Origin of the sequence: Seohaeicola nanhaiensis, assembly GCF_042654245.1 — a bacterium.
In the GTDB taxonomy this organism is placed as follows: domain Bacteria; phylum Pseudomonadota; class Alphaproteobacteria; order Rhodobacterales; family Rhodobacteraceae; genus Seohaeicola_A; species Seohaeicola_A nanhaiensis.
The window spans coordinates 711,314-728,602 of record NZ_JBHSGI010000024.1 but is presented as its reverse complement, the minus strand read 5'-3'; the positions used below and the strand labels follow the sequence as shown (position 1 = coordinate 728,602).

General features: G+C 66.3%; 16 protein-coding genes. 10 read left to right on the top strand and 6 right to left on the bottom strand.

Annotation, left to right across the window (positions count from 1 at the left end; all coding sequences use genetic code 11):
* Positions 1-528: a cytochrome b gene (locus ACFO5X_RS18070; RefSeq protein ID WP_380719504.1), complete on the bottom strand. Its 528-nt coding sequence runs from the start codon at positions 526-528 to the stop codon at positions 1-3.
* 185 nt (positions 529-713) lie between these two features.
* Between ACFO5X_RS18070 and coxB the strand changes: the two genes are divergently transcribed.
* The 5 genes from coxB to ACFO5X_RS18045 are packed head-to-tail and all read left to right on the top strand — an operon-like array spanning position 714 to position 6,076.
* Positions 714-1,625: a cytochrome c oxidase subunit II gene (gene coxB / locus ACFO5X_RS18065; protein ID WP_380719502.1), complete on the top strand. Its 912-nt coding sequence runs from the start codon at positions 714-716 to the stop codon at positions 1,623-1,625.
* A complete protein-coding gene (gene ctaD / locus ACFO5X_RS18060) occupies positions 1,622-4,114 on the top strand; it encodes a cytochrome c oxidase subunit I (RefSeq protein ID WP_380719500.1) in 2,493 nt (830 codons plus the stop codon). The genes coxB and ctaD overlap by 4 nt, the downstream gene beginning before the upstream one ends.
* The gene (locus ACFO5X_RS18055; protein WP_380719498.1) at positions 4,111-4,512 is read left to right on the top strand and encodes a hypothetical protein; all 402 of its coding nucleotides are present in this window, start codon (positions 4,111-4,113) and stop codon (positions 4,510-4,512) included. Before ctaD ends, ACFO5X_RS18055 begins: the two co-directional genes overlap by 4 nt.
* Positions 4,509-5,114 carry a cytochrome c oxidase assembly protein gene (locus ACFO5X_RS18050; RefSeq protein ID WP_380719496.1) on the top strand — a complete coding sequence of 202 codons (606 nt, stop codon included), beginning with the start codon at positions 4,509-4,511 and terminating at the stop codon, positions 5,112-5,114. Before ACFO5X_RS18055 ends, ACFO5X_RS18050 begins: the two co-directional genes overlap by 4 nt.
* A complete protein-coding gene (locus tag ACFO5X_RS18045; RefSeq protein ID WP_380719494.1) occupies positions 5,111-6,076 on the top strand; it encodes a c-type cytochrome in 966 nt (321 codons plus the stop codon). Before ACFO5X_RS18050 ends, ACFO5X_RS18045 begins: the two co-directional genes overlap by 4 nt.
* Positions 6,077-6,080: 4 nt before the next feature.
* Here the strand turns inward: ACFO5X_RS18045 and ACFO5X_RS18040 are convergent, their stop codons facing one another.
* The 4 genes from ACFO5X_RS18040 to ACFO5X_RS18025 form a co-directional block, all read right to left on the bottom strand.
* Positions 6,081-7,385 carry a c-type cytochrome gene (locus ACFO5X_RS18040; protein WP_380719492.1) on the bottom strand — a complete coding sequence of 435 codons (1,305 nt, stop codon included), beginning with the start codon at positions 7,383-7,385 and terminating at the stop codon, positions 6,081-6,083.
* 5 nt (positions 7,386-7,390) lie between these two features.
* Positions 7,391-9,160, bottom strand: coding sequence for a GMC family oxidoreductase (locus ACFO5X_RS18035; RefSeq protein WP_380719490.1), 1,770 nt, complete (start codon positions 9,158-9,160; stop codon positions 7,391-7,393).
* Position 9,161: 1 nt separating this feature from the next.
* Positions 9,162-9,848, bottom strand: coding sequence for a gluconate 2-dehydrogenase subunit 3 family protein (locus ACFO5X_RS18030; protein WP_380719488.1), 687 nt, complete (start codon positions 9,846-9,848; stop codon positions 9,162-9,164).
* Between the two features lie 120 nt (positions 9,849-9,968).
* The gene (locus ACFO5X_RS18025; RefSeq protein WP_380719486.1) at positions 9,969-10,562 is read right to left on the bottom strand and encodes an exopolysaccharide biosynthesis protein; all 594 of its coding nucleotides are present in this window, start codon (positions 10,560-10,562) and stop codon (positions 9,969-9,971) included.
* 258 nt (positions 10,563-10,820) lie between these two features.
* On the opposite strand from ACFO5X_RS18025, the gene ACFO5X_RS18020 reads away from it, so the two are divergent.
* The gene (locus tag ACFO5X_RS18020) at positions 10,821-11,825 is read left to right on the top strand and encodes a sensor histidine kinase (protein WP_380719484.1); all 1,005 of its coding nucleotides are present in this window, start codon (positions 10,821-10,823) and stop codon (positions 11,823-11,825) included.
* 368 nt (positions 11,826-12,193) lie between these two features.
* Here ACFO5X_RS18020 and ACFO5X_RS18015 read toward each other — a convergent pair whose 3' ends face one another.
* Positions 12,194-12,871 (bottom strand): helix-turn-helix transcriptional regulator, encoded by a 678-nt coding sequence (locus tag ACFO5X_RS18015; protein ID WP_380719482.1) that lies wholly within the window; start codon positions 12,869-12,871, stop codon positions 12,194-12,196.
* A 78-nt stretch (positions 12,872-12,949) separates the two neighbouring features.
* On the opposite strand from ACFO5X_RS18015, the gene ACFO5X_RS18010 reads away from it, so the two are divergent.
* From ACFO5X_RS18010 to ACFO5X_RS17995, 4 genes are all read left to right on the top strand, one after another.
* Positions 12,950-13,546: a hypothetical protein gene (locus ACFO5X_RS18010; RefSeq protein ID WP_380719480.1), complete on the top strand. Its 597-nt coding sequence runs from the start codon at positions 12,950-12,952 to the stop codon at positions 13,544-13,546.
* A gap of 484 nt (positions 13,547-14,030) precedes the next feature.
* Complete coding sequence (locus ACFO5X_RS18005) at positions 14,031-14,945, top strand: DUF6963 family protein (RefSeq protein WP_380719478.1); 915 nt, start codon at positions 14,031-14,033, stop codon at positions 14,943-14,945.
* 2 nt (positions 14,946-14,947) lie between these two features.
* Entirely contained in the window at positions 14,948-15,604 is a 657-nt protein-coding gene (locus ACFO5X_RS18000) for a TetR/AcrR family transcriptional regulator (RefSeq protein WP_380719566.1), read from the top strand.
* Positions 15,601-17,262, top strand: coding sequence for a thiamine pyrophosphate-dependent enzyme (locus ACFO5X_RS17995; protein WP_380719476.1), 1,662 nt, complete (start codon positions 15,601-15,603; stop codon positions 17,260-17,262). Before ACFO5X_RS18000 ends, ACFO5X_RS17995 begins: the two co-directional genes overlap by 4 nt.
* Positions 17,263-17,289: the final 27 nt, after the last annotated feature.

Sequence of the window (17,289 nt, the reverse complement as noted above, 5' to 3'; positions counted from 1 at the left end):
TCAGCCGTCTTCGGGCGGCCCGGCACGCAGCATCCGTTCCAGCGTGCGATTGCGGAACACCATGTGTTCCACCAGAGCGCCAACGCCGTGACCGACGACAAGCAGGATGAACGGCCAGCGCAGCCATCCATGCAACCCTGCGGCAAGGTCGCTTTGGAAGAACCAGGCGACCAGACCGGTAACAGGCATCAGGAAGATGAACCCGTAGAGCAGAAGGTGGGCCACCTTGCCGATCAGGACGATCACCCGCGGCGCGGGCATGGATGCAGGCGGCGCCCCGCGGGTCAGGCGCAGGGCCAGTCGCCAGACGGCCAGGACAAGGATCGACGAGCCGACCACCAGGTGCGCCGTCGCCAGCGCCCCGCCAAGAAAACCGTGAATTGGTGCGCCGCCATCCATCCGCGCGTCGAAGGCGACCTGGATGGGGCCGCTCAGCAGCAACTGAAGCAGGACCATTCCGGCAATTGCCCAGTGCAGCGCGATCTGCACCGGTCCGTAGCCGTCTGGCGTCTGAACGGGCCGTTTCACGATCTTCCCCTCTTCGCTCGCAAGGTTGCGAGAGCTTGCCCGGTCATCGGCAATCGTTATTGTCAAACGAGGCGCAGCTCATGGCGTTCCATAACATACCACCTTCACGGCAGGGAGCACGAGTCATCGCCATCCGGTTACGCTTCTGTTCTGCCCGACATGCCCTGATCCTTCCGGCCATTGTCTTGACTGGCTGCGTCCCCGGGCAAAGCGCCCTGCACCCGGCCGGCGAAGACGCCGCCGATGTCGCGCAGCTGTTCTGGATCATGGCCGCTGGCGCCGTCGTCATCTGGGCCGTGGTGTTCGGCGCCGCGGTCTACGCCGTTCTGGCACGCCGAAAACCGACCAGCGAGCGCTCCGCCGATCTTGTGGTGCTGGGCGGGGGCGTGGTGTTTCCCACCGTGACGCTGGGCCTGCTGCTGGCCTATGGCCTGACCCTGCTGCCGGACTGGGGGCCGGGCGAGCCGCCGGACCTGCGCGTGCATGTGGCGGGCGAGCAATACTGGTGGAGAGTCAGCTTCGAAGGGCCCGACGGCGAAAGGATCGAGACCGCGAACGAGGTGGTGCTGCCCGCCGGGGCAGTTGTCGATTTCGTGCTGACCAGCCCGGATGTGATCCATTCCTTCTGGATCCCACCGCTCGGCGGCAAGATGGACACCATACCGGGCCGCGAGAACCTGCTGCGGCTGCGACCGACCGTGCCGGGCGTCTATCGCGGCATCTGCACCGAGTTCTGCGGGGCGAGCCATGCCTTCATGGCCTTCGAGGCCCGCGTCGTTCCGCCGGAAGAGTTTCCCGCTTACCTCGCCGCCCAGGCCGCCCCTGCGCAAGGCGACGCCTCCGCCTTTCTCGCCGCCGGCTGCGGTGGCTGCCACCGCGTGCGCGGGCTGGCCGAGATGGGATCGACCGGCCCCGACCTGACCCATTTCGCCAGCCGCACCAGCATTGCTGGCATCCTCGACAACACGCCGGACAACCTGCGCGACTGGCTCGCCGACCCGGCAAGGTTCAAGCCGGACGCGCGGATGCCCGGGTATCACATGCTGCCCGAAGCCGAATTCGAGGCGATCCTGGCATTCCTCGGAGAACTCGAATGACCGACGCGGCGACAAGGCAAGCGCAGGAGGCGAGACTAAAGCGGACCTGGGCCACGCCCAAGGGCTGGGCCTACTGGTCAGACGTCAACAACACCTCGGTCGGTGTCTGGTACATCGTCACCTCCTTCGCCTTCATGCTCTTCGGCGGCGCGCTGGCGTTGATCATCCGGGCGCAGCTGGCGGTGCCCGACGCCGGGCTTGTCTCGGCCGACACCTACAACCAGGTCTTCACCCTGCACGGCACGGTGATGATGTTCCTCTTCGCGGTGCCGATCTTCGAGGCCGTCGCGATCCTGATCCTGCCCGCCATGCTCGGCGCCCGCGACCTGCCGTTCCCGCGCCTGTCGGCCTTCGGATACTGGTGCTTCCTGATCGGCGGGGTCTTCGTCTGCTCCTCGATCTTCTTCGGCATTGCGCCCGACGGCGGCTGGTTCATGTATCCGCCGCTGTCCACCGAACAGGGTGGGATCGGCGCCGACATCTGGCTGCTGGGCCTGTCCTTCATCGAGGTCGCCTCCATCGCCGCCGCGGTCGAGCTTATCGTCGGCGTCCTGAAATGCCGTGCGCCGGGGATGCACATCAACCTGACGCCGCTTTATGGCTGGTACGTTCTGGTCGTCGGCGCGATGATCCTCTTCGCCTTCCCTCCGCTGATCGCAGGTGACCTGCTATTCGAACTGGAACGCTTGCTTGACTGGCCCTTCTTCGACGTGACGCGTGGCGGCGACCCGCTGCTGTGGCAGCACCTGTTCTGGATCTTCGGCCACCCCGAAGTTTACATCATCTTCCTGCCCGCAATCGCCCTGCTGGCGATGATCATTCCGACCTTCTCGGGACGCCCCATCGTCGGCTATTCCTGGATCGTGCTCTCGGCCCTCGGCACCGGATTCCTCAGCTTCGGCCTCTGGGTGCACCACATGTTCACAACCGGGCTGCCTTCGATCTCGCTCGGCTTCTTCTCGGCCGCGTCCGAAGCGGTGGCGATCCCGACCGGCATCCAGCTCTTCGCCTTCATCGGCACGGTGATGCTGGGCCGCGCACAGCGCTCGGTCCCGATGATCTTCTGCCTCGGCGCGCTCGCGACCTTCGTGGCGGGCGGGCTGACCGGGGTGATGGTCGCCGTCGCGCCTTTCGACTTCCAGGTGCACGACACGTATTTCATCGTCGCCCACCTGCACTACACCCTGATCGGCGGCATGGTCTTCCCGGTGCTGGCGGGCGTTCACTACTACTTCCCCTTCTTCTGCGGCAAGCTCCTGTCCGAGCGCCTCGGCGTCTGGTCGTTCTGGCTGATGTTCACCGGCTTCAACGTCGCCTTCCTGCCGATGCATCTGACCGGCCTGCTGGGGATGCCGCGCCGGGTCTTCACCTATGGCGCCGACCGGGGGTGGAGCGAGCTGAACCTGGTCTCGACCCTCGGCGCTTTCCTCTTCGCGGCGGGGTTCCTCTTGTTCGCCTGGAACTGCCTGCGCTCATGGTGGAGCGGGGCCGAATCCGGGCACAATCCGTGGAAGGCCGGCAGCCTGGAATGGCTCTCGCCCGGCCTCGACATCGGCCTGCGGGCGATCCCGCGCATCAACCACCGCTATCCGCTCTGGGAAGATCCCGGGCTGGTGGAGCGAAACCGCGCGGGCGAAGGGCTGCTGCCCGACGCCGAGGAAGGCAAGCGCGAGACGCTGGTGACGACGGTGCTGGACGCGGTTCCGCTTCAGGTGCTGCGGGTGCCGGGGCCCTCCTTCGTGCCGATGGTGGCGGCGGTGGGGCTGGGCGGGCTGTTCATCCTGTCGACCTTCCATTTCTACTGGTCCGCGCTAGCCTCCGGCCTCGTCTACCTCGCGGCGCAGCTCTGGTGGCTCTGGCACGGCACCGCGCTCATCCCCGAAAAGCCCGAAAAGGATGCGGGCGAAGGCGTCGTACTGCCGCTCTACCGCTCCGGCCCCTCCGCCACCGGCTGGTGGGCGATGTTCATCACCATGACCGGCGACGCCACCGCCTTCCTGGCGCTGGTCTTCGGCTATTTTTTCTTCTGGACCGTCCACCCGGATTTCCCCCCGCCCGGCAGCGCCACCCCAGGCCTGTTCTGGCCCGCCGTTGCGGGCGCGCTGACGCTCGCCGCTTGGGGCCTGACGCTGGCGGCGCGCCGCCTGAACGCCAGCGGCGCCATCCCGGCCGCCCGCTGGGCGCTCGCCCTCTCCCTCCCCGCCACCCTCGCCGCCGGCGCGGCCTTCATCGCCGGACCCTGGGCCGGCGGCATGGACCCGACCGCGCACAGCTATCCCGCGATCACCTGCGCGCTAATCCTCTGGGCGGTCGCGCACCTTGCCGCCGGAGCGATCATGCAGGGCTATTGCCTCGCCCGCTCGCTGGCCGGAAAGATGGACGCCCGGCACGACGCCAACATCTGGAACGTAACCCTCTACTGGCACTTCATGCTGTTCGCCGGCCTCGTCACCGCCGCCGTGACCGGCCTTGCCCCGGAGGCCGCATGAGCGAGATCGAACGCGAAGTGAGGCGCGAGACCGGCACCGGCACCGACCTCTGGCGGGTGATCGTCGCGCCGTCGGTCTGGGCGGTCCATTTCCTCGCCTGCTACGTCTGGGCGGCGGTGCATTGCGAAAGGGCCGGACGGACGGCGGCGCTCGACCCCGCGCGCACCGGCATCCTCGTGCTGACCGCGCTCGCGCTGCTGGTCATCGCCGTCAACACGGTCCGCCTCTGGCGCACCTGGTCGCGCAGCCTCACCAACGACGACCTTGATTTCGAGCACAACACCCCCGAGGAACGCCACCGCTTCCTGCACCACACCGCGCTGATGCTCTCCGTCCTTTCCGCCGTCGCCGTCGTCTACGTGGCGATCCCGGCGCTGCTGGTCGAGACCTGCCGGTGAGCGCCCCGCGCCCCATTTGGCTGACCCTCGGGCTGGTCGCGCTCGCCCTGCTCTGGGCCGGGCCGCTGCCGGGGCTGGCGCGCGGCGGCAGCCACGCCGCCCACATGATCCTGCACATGGGCGTCGTCGCCCTCGCCGCCCCGCTGCTCGCCCTGGGCCTCGCGCCGGCCGCCCGGGGCCGGCTCGCCGCGCCGGGCCTGCTCGCCGCCGCCACCCTGGCCGAGGCCGCGGTGGTCTGGGCCTGGCACACCCCCGGCCTGCACCTCGCCGCGCGCCACAGCGCGACGGCGATGACGCTCGAGCAGGCCAGCTTCTTGGCGGCGGCGCTGCTGGTCTGGCTCCCCGCGCTGGCCGGGCCACCGCTGGCGGGCGCGCTGGCCCTGTTCATGACGGCCATGCACATGACCCTGCTCGGCGTGCTGATCGCGCTGACGACGGGCCCGGCCGGGGACCACGTCCACACCGGCCTCTTCGGTCTCGACGCGCTGCGCGACCGCCAGCTCGGCGGCATCGTCATGCTGGCGGCGGGCGGCGGCGTCTACGTGGCGGCGGGTCTCGCCCTCGCCGCGCGCACGCTGCGCCGGGTGGAGCCGGCCCGATGACGCGCGGCCTCGCCATCGCCCTCGCGCTCTGCGCCGGGCTCTTCGCAGCGGTGGCCTTGGCGACCTCTCTCGCCCCTCCGGTCCGCCTGTTCGACACCCTGCACGGATGGGTGCGCGGGCACGATATGCCGGACCATGTCGACGGCCCGGAAGACCCCGGCGCCCTGCGTCGCGCCGCCGTGCATTACGATCTGGTCTGCGCCACCTGCCACGCCAGCCCTGCCGATCCCCGCCGCGGCGAGGATCTGGCGCTGAAGCCTCCAGCGCCACGCCTGCATGATCGTATCGCCGACTGGCCAGCGTCCCTGCTGTTCGAGACGGTGAAGAACGGCATCGCCGGCAGCGCCATGCCCGCCTGGGCCGCGCCCCATCGCGACGACGAGATCTGGGCGATGGTCGCCTTCCTGCGCCGCCTACCTTCCCTCGACGCCGCCGCCTATGCCGAACTCGCCGCAACACGCACCCTCGCAGGGGACGAGGCCGCGCCCGCCTGCCTGCGCTGCCACCAGCCGGACCTCGACGCCGCCCCGAAACTCTCCATCCAGACGCCCACTTATCTGTCGGACGCCCTGCGCGCCTATCGCGGCGGCGCGCGCAAAAGCGGTTACATGCAATCGGTCGCCGTCCGCCTGTCGGATGCCAACATCGAACGCCTCGCGCAGCGCTTCGGCGAGGCGGAGCCCGTGCAGCTCGACCCCGAAGGCGCTCCGGACCTCGCCGCCTCGGGCCATCCCGGACGCAAGGCCGGCGCTTGTGTCGGCTGCCATTCCGGCGCCGCCAATCCGGCCTTTCCCCGCCTCGCGGGTCAACACGAAGACTACCTCGCCACCCAGCTCCGCCTGTTCACGCAGGCTCCCGAGAACAGGGGCGGCGGACCCTACATCGAGCTGATGCGCCACGCGGCGGGACGGCTGACCGAAGACCAAGTCGCCAAGCTAGCGGCGTGGTTCTCCACCCGCTGAGCCGTCAGTCGGTGGCCCGCTCCGTCAGGATCCGGCGCCGCTCGGCCACCGCAACGGCGCCGACTGCGCCCGCGCCGTTGCTCCAGGCCGCGCGCAAGAAGCTTGCCAGCGCCGCCACCTCTGCGTCGTCCAGCCGATGGCCAAACCCCGGCATCCGTAGCGAATAGGGCCGGTCCGCCGTCGACGGCAGTTCCGACCCCTCGAGGATCATCGACACCAGCCCCGCCGGGCTCTCCGCCGTCACAAGCGAGTTGCCGTCCAGCTCCGGAAACACCCCGTCCGCCCCGCGCCCGTCCACGAAGTGGCAGGCGTTGCAGTTGTCGAGGAACAGCCGCGCGCCCAGCGGCATGTCCGGACTGGCCGATGCCAGCAAAGCCTCGGTCTCGGTCTCGCGAGGCTCCGGGCGCTTGCCCTCGTTCAGCGAGGCGAGATAGGTCGCCACCGCGGTCAGATCGTCCGGGGTCAGGAACTGCGTGGAATCGCGCACCACCAGCTGCATCTCGCCATTGGTCGCGGCATGGGCGTTGCGCCCCGTCCCGAGGATCGCCGCGATGTCCTCCACCGTCCAGCCGCGCACCGCGCTGTCCGGCCCGCGCAGCGGCGGCGCCGTCCATCCGGCGATCTCGCCGCCCGACAGGAACGCCTCATCCGTCGCGTCCAGCGCCGGCTGCGCCATCATCACGTTGCGCGGGCTGTGGCAGGCGCCGCAATGCCCCGCGCCCTCGACAATATACTCGCCGCGCGCCAGAACCGCGTCCGCCGCCTCGATCTTCGGCCCCGCCTCGCCCAGCGCCAGCCACTTCCAGACCCGCAGGCTCCACCGCTGGTCAAAGGGAAACGGCAGCTCTGCCGCGCGGTTGGGCTTCTCGACCGGCTCCACCTCCTCCATGAAATAGGCGTAGAGCGCCTGCACGTCCTGTTCCGTGATCCGGCGGTAATTTTCGTAGGGCATGGCGGGATAGAGATGCGCGCCGTCCGGGCGCAGCCCGTCGTACAGCGCCGCGCGGAACTCGCCAAGGCTCCACCCCGCGATGCCCGTGCGGTCCGGCGTGATGTTGGTCGAGTAGATCGTGCCCACCGGGCTCTCGATCGGCCGCCCCCCCGCGAACAGCGCGCCGCCCTCCGCCGTATGGCAGGCGGAGCAGTCGGCCAGGCGCATGGCGTATTCGCCCTGCCCCTTCGCGGGCGCCCACCCCTCGGGCGGCGCCGCCACCGGCGCGGTGCGCTGGACCGGAACGAAGATGATCGCCACCAGCGCGGCGAGGCCCAGCAGCGCCAGCCCGAAGACGATATGCAGCAGTGTCCGCATCCCGCTCACATCAGCGGACGCGGGTTGGGCAGGTAATCCTTGCGGATCGCCTCGGCAGCCCAATAGGCCAACGCGCCCACCGCGCCGGTCGGGTTGTACTGGATGTTCTGCGGAAACGCCCCGGCCCCCATCACGAAGACATTGTGCTGGTCCCAGGTCTGCAGATAGCGGTTCACCGCCGAGGTCGCGGGATCCACGCCCATGATCGCCCCGCCGACGTTGTGCGTGGTCTGGTAAGGCCGGATGTCATATCGCGCGCCCTCTTCCTTGTAGCTGGACTTCCAGCTGTCCGGGTTCATCGACCGCGCGATTTCCTCGATCTTGGTGCGCATGAACTGCGTCATGCGGATGTCGTTCTCCTTCCAGTCGAAGGTCATCCGCATCAGCGGACGGCCATGCCGGTCGGTATAGGTGGGGTCCAGATCGAGGTAACAGTCGCGATACGACAGGTTCGACCCGTGCGAGCCGATGCTCATCGAATGCCCGTACCACTCGGAGATCCCCTGCTTCCACGCCGCGCCCCAGGCCGGAACGCCCTCGGGCAGCTGGATGCCCCGGATTGGCTGCCCGTTCGACAGGCCCGCGGTGATATAGCTGCCGCCGATGAACCCCTCGGCGCCGAAGTCGATCCGGTTGATGGCGAAATCGTCGATCGACATGCCGCTGGACCCGGCGGCTGCGAAGGGGTTGAAATGGCGGTCCTTGAAGAAGAGCGTCGTGCCGCCGTTCATCTGATAGGAATAGTTCTTGCCGGTGACGCCCTCGCCCGTCACCGGGTCGTAGGGCTGGCCGATCCCCGACAGCAACATCAGGTGCACGTTGTGCAGCTGGTAGGCCGCCAGGATCACCATGTCGGCGGGCTGGCTGACCTCTTCCTGCGCCGCCTCGTCCCACCAGGTCACGCCCGTCGCCGTCTGACCGTCCGCCGCCAGATCGACGCGCAGCACCTCGGCGTTCACCTTGTAGCCGAAGTTCGGATAGCGCTTCAGCGCGTCTAGGATGCAGGTCTGCGGCGAGGCCTTGGAGTAGTTGATGCAGCCGTACCTTTCGCAGAACCCGCAATAGTTGCAGGGGCCAAGCTGCATCCCGTATTCGTTGACATAAGCCGCCGAGGCGTTTGCCGACGGCCGGGGAAACGGATGATACCCCATCGCCCTCGCCGCCTCGGCAAAGATCAGGGCGTCGGTCGTCTGCTTCATTGGCGGCAGCGGATACTCGCGGCTGCGCGGCGCCTCGAACGGGTTGCCGCCCTCCTGGATCTCGCCCCGGATGTTGCCCGCCTTGCCCGCGATCCCGGCCATGAATTCGAACCGGTCGAAATACGGCTCCAGCTCCTCGTAAGTGACGCCCCAGTCCTGCAGGACCATTCCCTCCGGGATCGCCTCCGCGCCGAAATTCTCCTCGACGTAGGACCGCAGGCGAAACTCGTTCTCCATCGGCCGCCAGGTCTGGCCGTTCCAGTGGATGCCGGCCCCACCCACCCCGTCCCCCGGCAGGAACGACCCCAGCCGCCGCATCGGGCGGGCCGTCTCGTCCAGCGTGCGCCGCACGGTGATGGTCGAATTGCGCGGCTTCTGCATGAAGCCGTAGCGGATGCCGTATTTCAGCTCGTCGATGACCTCGGGATACTGGAACTCCGGCACCGTCGCCCGGTCCGGCCCGCGCTCCAGCGCGAGAATGTCCAGCCCCTCCTTCGCCAGCTCGATCCCGAGGATGGAGCCGGTCCAGCCCAGCCCCACGATGACCACGTCCTTCTTGGGATCGGTGCGCGCCATCTCAGGCCCTGTTCCCGGCGATGTCCACCGGGCCAAGCGGATAGGGCTCGTCGCGGCCCACCCATTCGAGGAAATTCGCCCGCGCCCCGGGGAACCCGATATGGACCCAGGACGCCATGTCGTGATTGCCGCCATACTTCGGATCTGCGAAATAGCCTTCCTTGACGTTCTGCAGCAGCAACAGCCAGAACTCGCGCACCTCGGCGTCCAGCCCGGCATCCCCGTCGGCGAGGCTCGTCAGCGCCTCGTCCTGCGCTCCGGCCTCCAACCCGGCGAACTCCGCGCCCTTCTGGTCAAGGCACCAGGAGTCAAAGGCCGCGATCCCCTCGCGGTAGATTTCCGCCGGGGTCAGCGGCGACTGCGGCCCGAGGTTCTCGTCCGCGCCCGGCTCGAACGGGCCTTCCATGTAGAGATCGGCCGCGGCGCCGAACTCCCCGGCAAGCTGGCGGTCGATGAACACGGGAACACGCGCCTCCAGCGCGCCCGGCCCCTCGCCCTCCGAAGGGATGATGCGCGCGGCGGCGGCCATGACAAAGACCCACTCGGCGGGCGCGAAGAACTCCGGTTTGTAGTCTTCCAGCGCGACCGGCTCTTGCTCCGCCCGCGCGGGCAATGCGCTTGCGACCACCCCCAACGCCGCCGACCCTAGGAAGGCGCGCCTGGTGCTCTGCATGAACCGTGGAGTCATCCTGTCCGTCCCGTCTGCTGGCGTCCGGGGCGTATCGCGGACAATTCCCCCGCCCCTCGCGCTTTGCTGACGGATCAACCCTTCCGCGCCGGTTCAGTTCCCGCCCCGCCGCATTTCGCGTCAGACAACCTGATAGCCAACCACCCCCGCCGCCGCGGTCAGGGCGTAGGCGAACAGCCCCAGCAGCCCGTCCTTTACCAGCAGGGTGATCGAGAACAGCACGATCGCCGCCCCTAGGATGGACGAGGTGAAGGGCACCAACTCCAGCACAGGCATGGCGGCCCCGCAGAGCAGACAGACAAGGTGAATGACCCGGTCGAAAGGCGCGGACACAACGCGGGTTAGGCGCCGACGAATGTGCCGGTCGATCCAGCGCGCCGGTTTTCGCATCTTCTGGACGGCCTTTTTCAGTTTCTCGGTAGAAACGCTGCGCCGCATCAACCATCCGGGCAGCCAGAGTTCGTTTCTCCCGAAAAACATCTGGACTGCGACCAGCGCGACCGTCATGCCGCACAGCGTGGAAACCAGCGGAATGCCCGACAAGGGAGAAACCACCAGCAGGGCCGGCGCGATCAGCACAGGCACGAACGAACCGTGGCCGAGCCCTTCCACGATGTCGTTCAATCCAGTCTTCTCTCCGTGCGCCGACTGGCGAAGCCGATCCAACACATCATTCACCGAGGAGACAGAGTCTGTTTCTAGGGCGGCAGCCATCTGGCATCTTTCTTGGACGACACGGCTGAATAGCGCACAACCGGCCAGATTGTTCCGGCGCAGGCAGCAAGTCGAGACTGCGGTCTTGTCGCGCAAAGCGCAAATGGCACGGGATCGCCCAACCGATCGCGGCGCGGCAGCGTTTACAAAGCGGAAACGCTGGCGCAATCTTAAATTCGCCTGAGTCGCGCCGCGAGGGGCCGGCGCGCGCACTCTGGGGGCAGTGTCGGAAATGTTATTTAATTCAGGTCTGTAGCCATGCCGTGGGGTCAATTCGATAGGCAACGGCAGGCGATCACGACAGAGACTTATCGCGCCATCCTAGAAGGCGTTCCCGCAATGCTCTGGCTTGGCGACGCGCAGGGCAAATGCCTGTATCTCAACCGCGCCCAGCGCGAGTTCTGGGGCATTTCCAACGAAGCGATTGCTGACTTCGATTGGTCTCACACCCTTCACCCGGATGACATCCCAGCTTTACAGAAGGCGTTTGCAGAGGCGATGGCGCGCCAACAGAGCTTTGAGGTCGAAGCGCGTTACAAGCGTGCCGACGGAAATTACCGGACACTCCATACCAGCGCCAACCCGCGGTTCTCTGCCTCAGGCGAGTTCCTGGGGATGAGCGGCGTCAACGTCGACGTCACAGAGCGACGGGCATCTGAGCAGCGTGTGAAGATCCTGACCGGGGAACTGTCCCATCGCATCAAGAACCTGTTCTCGGTCGTCGGCGCCCTGATTTCAATCACGCGCCGCGAAAACCCTTTGGCCACAGAGGCGTTCGAAGATCTCCACGGTCGACTGCTCGCCCTCTCGACCGCCTACCAGGGAACCCAGGACACCGCCGAACATCCAAGTCCAAAGAACCTTGGTGACTTGGTTGAACTGACCCTCGCACCGTTCCGAAAGACGGGGCAGATAACCATTCGGGGTCTCGAAATCCAACTTTCCCGGAGGGCGACCGCGGCAATCGCTCTGATTCTGAATGAACTGGCTACCAACTCGGCAAAGTACGGCAGTCTCTCGGGCAGCGGTTCGCTGGATATCACGGTGGACCATGTGGACCAGGAATGGGTCTTGGTTACATGGACCGAGCACGGTGTGGAATACACAGATCCCAGTTCATGCAAGTCCGGCTTCGGTAGCCGGCTGCTCGACTTCACGACACAGGACATTGGTGCAGAGTTGACCCGCCATTGGGAGGACCACTCTTTCAAGATCCGCATCCGAATACCCCGAACTGCCTTCGAAGGCGCCGAGCAGAGTTAGGCATATCTTTTGGACCGGAGAAGGCATCCCGAGATGCTGTGCGGTCCTGCTCTGACACAGGCTTTGGACTGATCTCCGAACCCGTATCGGGGTGGAGAAGGTTCGATACCAGGCCCACCCCCTCCGCCACTCCCCGCCGATTGCCCGCTACGACCCGAAATTCCCACGGATCACCGACTCGCCGCAGGATGAGAAACCGCCAGTTTTACGCTACAACCCGAGATGCCTTGAGGCCAAAGCGGCAAATCCTGACCCGATTCTGCCGCTCGTCAACGGAAACACTGTGCTCGATAGTTGCCATCCGATGCGCGCACAGGTCGCAATACTATCGATGGTCACACGTCAGCCGGCCGAGCCCGCATAATGCGTCAAAGGCTCGCGACATAGGCTTGAAAAGTTCGGCTTTTCATTGGTCGAAATCGCGCCCCGGTGTCCTCAGCGACGTCGATTCTATCGAGTCTGAAGTTTCGGAAGTCCTCAGCAACTTCACACCAGGCTGTCAGCAGCCAGGCGTCATCGAAGATCGTCATGCCCACAGGGTGGATCCGTCTGCGTGTACGCTTCTGGTTCAAACTGTTGTAGGCAATGTCCAAGATGCGGCGCTCCCTGATGGCCAGCCTGATCAGCTTTTCCCAGTCTTCAGCGCGTTTGTCCGTGTCGCTATCGCGTCGCACTGCCATCATGGGCAAGTGCCTCAACAACTCGCGCCCGTCATCTCCCAGTGTTGCTGCAAGCTTGCCTTGCGCGCGTGACGCCGCATCGTGGAGGGCTCCGGCATTTCGGGCACGGAGCAGACGCAACCCCAGCATGACGGCCTCAAGCTCGTCGGCAGTAAAATGCAGCGGGGGCAGGAAGTAGCCCGCCTCCAGCTGGAAACCGAGGCCAGACTCACCACGGATTGGAGCGCCCATGGACTGCAAGCTCGCCATGTCGCGGTAGATGGTTCGAACCGAAACGCCCAACCGCTCGGCAAGAACTGCGGATGAGACAGGGTGCTTTGCAGCGCGCAGCTCATCCAGGAGAGAAAAGAGACGAAGTGATTTCATGGCGACGTCATATCACACCCCTGACAACAAGTGTCAGGGGCAGGCGGTATTCAGCGGCATCCAGAAAGGAAGTTCGCTATGTCAAAACCCTGCCTTGAAATTGTTACCTACACATCCATCGAACCTGCAGAAGCGGATCGCCAGCGCCAGCTTGCGGTCGGTATGGCTGTGAAATTGCCGGGCTTCGCCGGTTGGTTACCGCTTAGCGGTAGTACAAACGCGACCGACCGCGCAGATCTGGTCGGGTGGACCAGCCTGGAAGCGGCCCATGACGCAGGGAAACAGGTCGGCTCCGCGGAGGCGTTTGCGCCATTTCGTCAATCGATCGACAGGTTCAACGGCATGGGGCATTTTATGCTGGAAGTCGGGGGCCTGCCGTTCATGCAGCCAGGCGATGGCATTGAACTTGGCTTGTTTCGCTTGCGGCCGGGCATTTCCGAAGAGGACTTGCGTTCCGCGCACACGCGCATGGTAGACCGTCATCTCTCCCGTCAATCCGGCTGGCGCGGTCAGAGGTTGGCCAAGCTCAAGGATGGAATCTGGGCCGACCTGGCGTTTGCCCAATCGCAGGAGGCCGCAGAAACCATTTGCGACAGTTGGAGCGGGAACGAGGATTGCGAGGCGTTTCTCGCCATGATCGAGCCCGTCAACATGCAGTTTGGTGCAATAGCATAACACCCGGATCACCGGCTCCATCATCGACGCCGGCCGCCATCCCATTGCAGTCTTCCTGTGCCGGGTGGTGGCCGGCACAGGAGGCAACGCGCCAGACGGCCAGATCCCGGAGAGTTCTAAGACGCTCTGAAACGGGCGTGCATTCCCCAAAAGGTCACAGACGGCTTTCCGCCCTCGGCTGTCTGCTCGATCCCTCCATTTAGAGTGCCATGGCGTAGATCTACAGCCCTGCTTCTTCGGCTTCGTCTCCGCCACGCCGCACAATCATCACCTTTTGACCGCGAACAGCCGACCTCGGTCGGTCCCGCCGCGGCCGGCCGCGTCAAAGCTGGATTCTTCGGCAATGACTGCGTGGAACCACCCTGATCGAGGGCGCGTCCCGGGCAACTTGCACGTGTCAGAGCATACCTTGTTGACAGGCAGACCGAATCTCATAATGTGAATGTGACCGTGTGGTCACAAAACTGTTGGAGACGGCTCACCGATGACAATTGGGATCGCAGCTTATGGGAGTGGCGCGGGGCGAGCGGTTCTGAATGGCGTGCTGGCGACCGAGGTCCTGGGGTGCGGGTCGATTGGCGGATTTGTCGTTGTTTCGTTCCTTGACGACCAGGGTCTGCACCGGCAGTTCAGCGGCCAGCGCGGCGGCATCGCGGCGCTCGGTGCCTACGACGGGTTGACCGAAGCGCGCTGCGCAGCCGTGATTTCCAGCGGACCGGACCGCCCGGAACCCCTGTCCCAGTTTCTCGCTGGTGACGGCATGGCGCTCGTCACCGGACACCGGCTCCCCCAGCGTCCGGGCGCCTCGGGAAAGCCCCTGAATCTGTCCGCGCTTGAACGTATCCGGCACGGCCAGGCCCCGCAGGATGCGGTGCGGGCTGAACTCGACGAAAACGCCGAAGCGGACTGCGGCCTCATCGCCGTGACCTCGGATGGTCGGATCGGATTTGCCAACTCCGCAAGGGTCCGGCGGCGCGCCGATCTGATAGAGGCATACCGCAGTGAGCATGGCAGAGGCTATGCGTTGCTGGGCAATTCGATTCACTTCAACCGGCCTCGTCAAACCGTCACCGCCATCGGCGATCTGATCTGGTCGACCCTTGCGGGCAACAACTCCGGCTGCTTTCTGGCGCAGTTGGCTAGGCCGGTTCCGGTTTCCGCCGCGGACGAGGATCGCATCGACCTCGACGAGACCGGTGACGTCCTGCGGATCGCGCGCGCCGATCCCTGGTGGCCGGCATCGCCCGGCGTCGTGACCGTCGTCTATTCGCGAACGCCTGTCTGGCAGGGCGGGCGGCAGGTCGGAACCTGCATCACGGAAGTGTTTGCGCGCCTTGACGGCGAAACGGCGAGTCCCGACCCCTCCCGACAGACCCGCTTCGCGGTGGAGCGGTCGTGAAGATGTCGCGCCGGGAAAAAACCGAGCAGGCCATTCTCGAAGCCCTCGAGGCCCAGTTGATCGAGGGCGGCATGCAGAGCGTCGGGATCAATGCCATCGCCAAGCGGGCGGGCGTCAGCAAAGAGCTGATCTACCGGTATTTCGACGGGCTCCCGGGCCTGATGTTCGTCTGGATGAAGGGCCACGATTACTGGAGCAGCAGGGCCGGCGTGCTGCGTTCCGAAGATACCAGCAACCTGACGCCGTCAGCGCTGATAACCGGAATGCTGCGCGAGCAGGAGGCGGTTCTCTCCCAGGACGAGGCCGTCGCGGCGGTACGGCGATGGGAACTTATCGAGCGCACCGAGATTGGCGACCGTCTTCGCGCCCAGCGCGAACGGGAAGCGCGCACCTTCATCGACCGGCTCGACGAACTGACGGACAAGGCCGATGTTCCGGCCTTCGTCAGCGTCCTTCTTGCAGGTGTCCTCTATCTGTCCCTGCGCGCGAAGACCGAGGATGTCTTTCTCGGCGTGCCGCTGCGATCGGCGGACGGCTGGGACCGGATCTGGAGCGCCGTGGACCTGATGCTGACCGCGCTGCCGGAAAACCTGCGCGCCGAATCCCTGCACACGCTGGAAGCGGCACGCGCCTCGAAGCCCAAAGGAAATGAAGAATGAACCGAGCCGCCGACATCCTCGTGGCGTCACTGATCCAGCACGATATCGACCGGGTGTTCTGCGTCCCGGGCGAAAGCTACCTCAGCGTGCTGGATGCGATGGTCGATGCAGCCGATCTCCAGGTCGTCACAGCCCGGCACGAAGGCGGCGCGGGCTTCATGGCGGTGGCAGACGCCAAGCTCTCCGGCCGAACCGCCGTCGCCTTCGTCAGCCGCGGCCCCGGCGCGATGAATGCAGCCATCGCGGTGCACACGGCCCAACAGGACGCAGTGCCGATGATCCTTTTCGTCGGTCAGGTCGAACGCCCGCACCTCGGCATGAATGCCTTTCAGGAGGTCGATCATGCCCGCCTCTTCGCGCCGATGTGCAAATGGACGGCCGAGGTGCATGACCCCGCCCGCCTGGCCGATATCGTCGCTACCGCCTTTCATCGCGCCCGGGCCGGCACACCCGGGCCGGTGGTGATTTCGCTCCCCGAGGACATGCTCGAGGAAACCGTGGCCGAAGCGCCGGTGCCGGTGCGCGGCCCGACGCGGGCGGCGGCTGCCACGTCGGACATCGAGGCGCTGCGCAAACAGATCGCCGCCGCGCGCAGGCCGCTGATCGTGGCAGGCGGGCTGTTGCAGACCGAGGCCGGGCGCTCAGCGCTGCTGCGGGTGGCCGAAGGCTTTGGCCTTCCGGTCGCCGCCGCTGTGCGCCAGATCGACGTGATCGACAACGACCATCCGAACTACGCCGGGCACATGGGCTACGGTGCGCCGGGCGCCCTGATCGCGGCGCTGTCGCAAAGCGACCTCGTTCTCGCCGTCGGGGCTCGGCTGGGCGACGTGACCAGCCAGGGCTACAGCTTCCCCGCCGCCCCCTGCCCCGCGCAGCCGGTGGTCCAAGTCTGGCCCGATGCCGCCGAGCTCGGCAGCTTCCGCGATCTCGCCCTCGGCATCGCCGCCGACCCGGTCGAGGTGCTGTCCCAGCTCGCCGCGGTCGCGCCGGAGGCTCCGCGACGTGCCCACCTCGACTGGTGCCACGACCTGCACGCGGGCGCCCTGCGCCTGCGGCAGTGGGACGGCCCGGCCGAGGCCGAGGACGGCGTCGTCTTCGGCGCCTTCGTGCGCGCGGTCGACGCGATGCTGGCCGACGACGCGATCATCGCCAGCGACGCGGGCAACTTCGGTGCCTGGGTGCAGAAGGCGATCCGCTTCGGCGGCAACCGCCGGATGCTCGGTCCCTGCTCGGGGGCCATGGGCTTCGGTGTGCCTGCGGCGGTGGCAGCGAGCCTCCGCTTTCCCGGCCGTCAGGTGATCGGCTTCGCCGGGGACGGCGGGATGCTGATGACTGGCAACGAACTGGCGACGGCGATGCAATACGGCGCCTCCCCGATCCTCGTGGTCTCGGACAACGGCTCCTACGGCACGATCCGGATGCACCAGGAAAAGACCTTTCCCAACCGTCTGGCGATGACTGACCTCAAGAACCCCGATTTCCGCGCCTGGGGGGAAAGCTTCGGCGCCCTCGCCTTCCAGATCAACCGCGCGGACGAGATCCGGCCAACCCTGCAAGAGGCGCTTTCGGCCCGGCGACCGGTCTTCATCTCGGTCCGCACCAGCCTCGAATACATCTCGCCGAATTCGACGATTTCGCAGCTCGCCAAGCGCGGCTGACAGATCCTTCATCCAGAGTCCAACAGA

Bases quoted from the DNA above. Each gene is read 5' to 3' on its own strand.
- ACFO5X_RS18000 (WP_380719566.1), top strand. From the start codon at position 14,948: ATGTCGCGCCGGGAAAAAACCGAGCAGGCCATTCTCGAAGCCCTCGAG.
- ACFO5X_RS18025 (WP_380719486.1), bottom strand. From the start codon at position 10,562: ATGGCTGCCGCCCTAGAAACAGACTCTGTCTCCTCGGTGAATGATGTG.
- ACFO5X_RS17995 (WP_380719476.1), top strand. From the start codon at position 15,601: ATGAACCGAGCCGCCGACATCCTCGTGGCGTCACTGATCCAGCACGAT.
- ACFO5X_RS18010 (WP_380719480.1), top strand. From the start codon at position 12,950: ATGTCAAAACCCTGCCTTGAAATTGTTACCTACACATCCATCGAACCT.
- ACFO5X_RS18020 (WP_380719484.1), top strand. From the start codon at position 10,821: ATGCCGTGGGGTCAATTCGATAGGCAACGGCAGGCGATCACGACAGAG.
- ACFO5X_RS18015 (WP_380719482.1), bottom strand. From the start codon at position 12,871: ATGAAATCACTTCGTCTCTTTTCTCTCCTGGATGAGCTGCGCGCTGCA.
- ACFO5X_RS18005 (WP_380719478.1), top strand. From the start codon at position 14,031: ATGACAATTGGGATCGCAGCTTATGGGAGTGGCGCGGGGCGAGCGGTT.
- ACFO5X_RS18040 (WP_380719492.1), bottom strand. From the start codon at position 7,385: ATGCGGACACTGCTGCATATCGTCTTCGGGCTGGCGCTGCTGGGCCTC.
- ACFO5X_RS18055 (WP_380719498.1), top strand. From the start codon at position 4,111: ATGAGCGAGATCGAACGCGAAGTGAGGCGCGAGACCGGCACCGGCACC.
- ctaD (WP_380719500.1), top strand. From the start codon at position 1,622: ATGACCGACGCGGCGACAAGGCAAGCGCAGGAGGCGAGACTAAAGCGG.
- ACFO5X_RS18030 (WP_380719488.1), bottom strand. From the start codon at position 9,848: ATGACTCCACGGTTCATGCAGAGCACCAGGCGCGCCTTCCTAGGGTCG.
- ACFO5X_RS18035 (WP_380719490.1), bottom strand. From the start codon at position 9,160: ATGGCGCGCACCGATCCCAAGAAGGACGTGGTCATCGTGGGGCTGGGC.
- ACFO5X_RS18045 (WP_380719494.1), top strand. From the start codon at position 5,111: ATGACGCGCGGCCTCGCCATCGCCCTCGCGCTCTGCGCCGGGCTCTTC.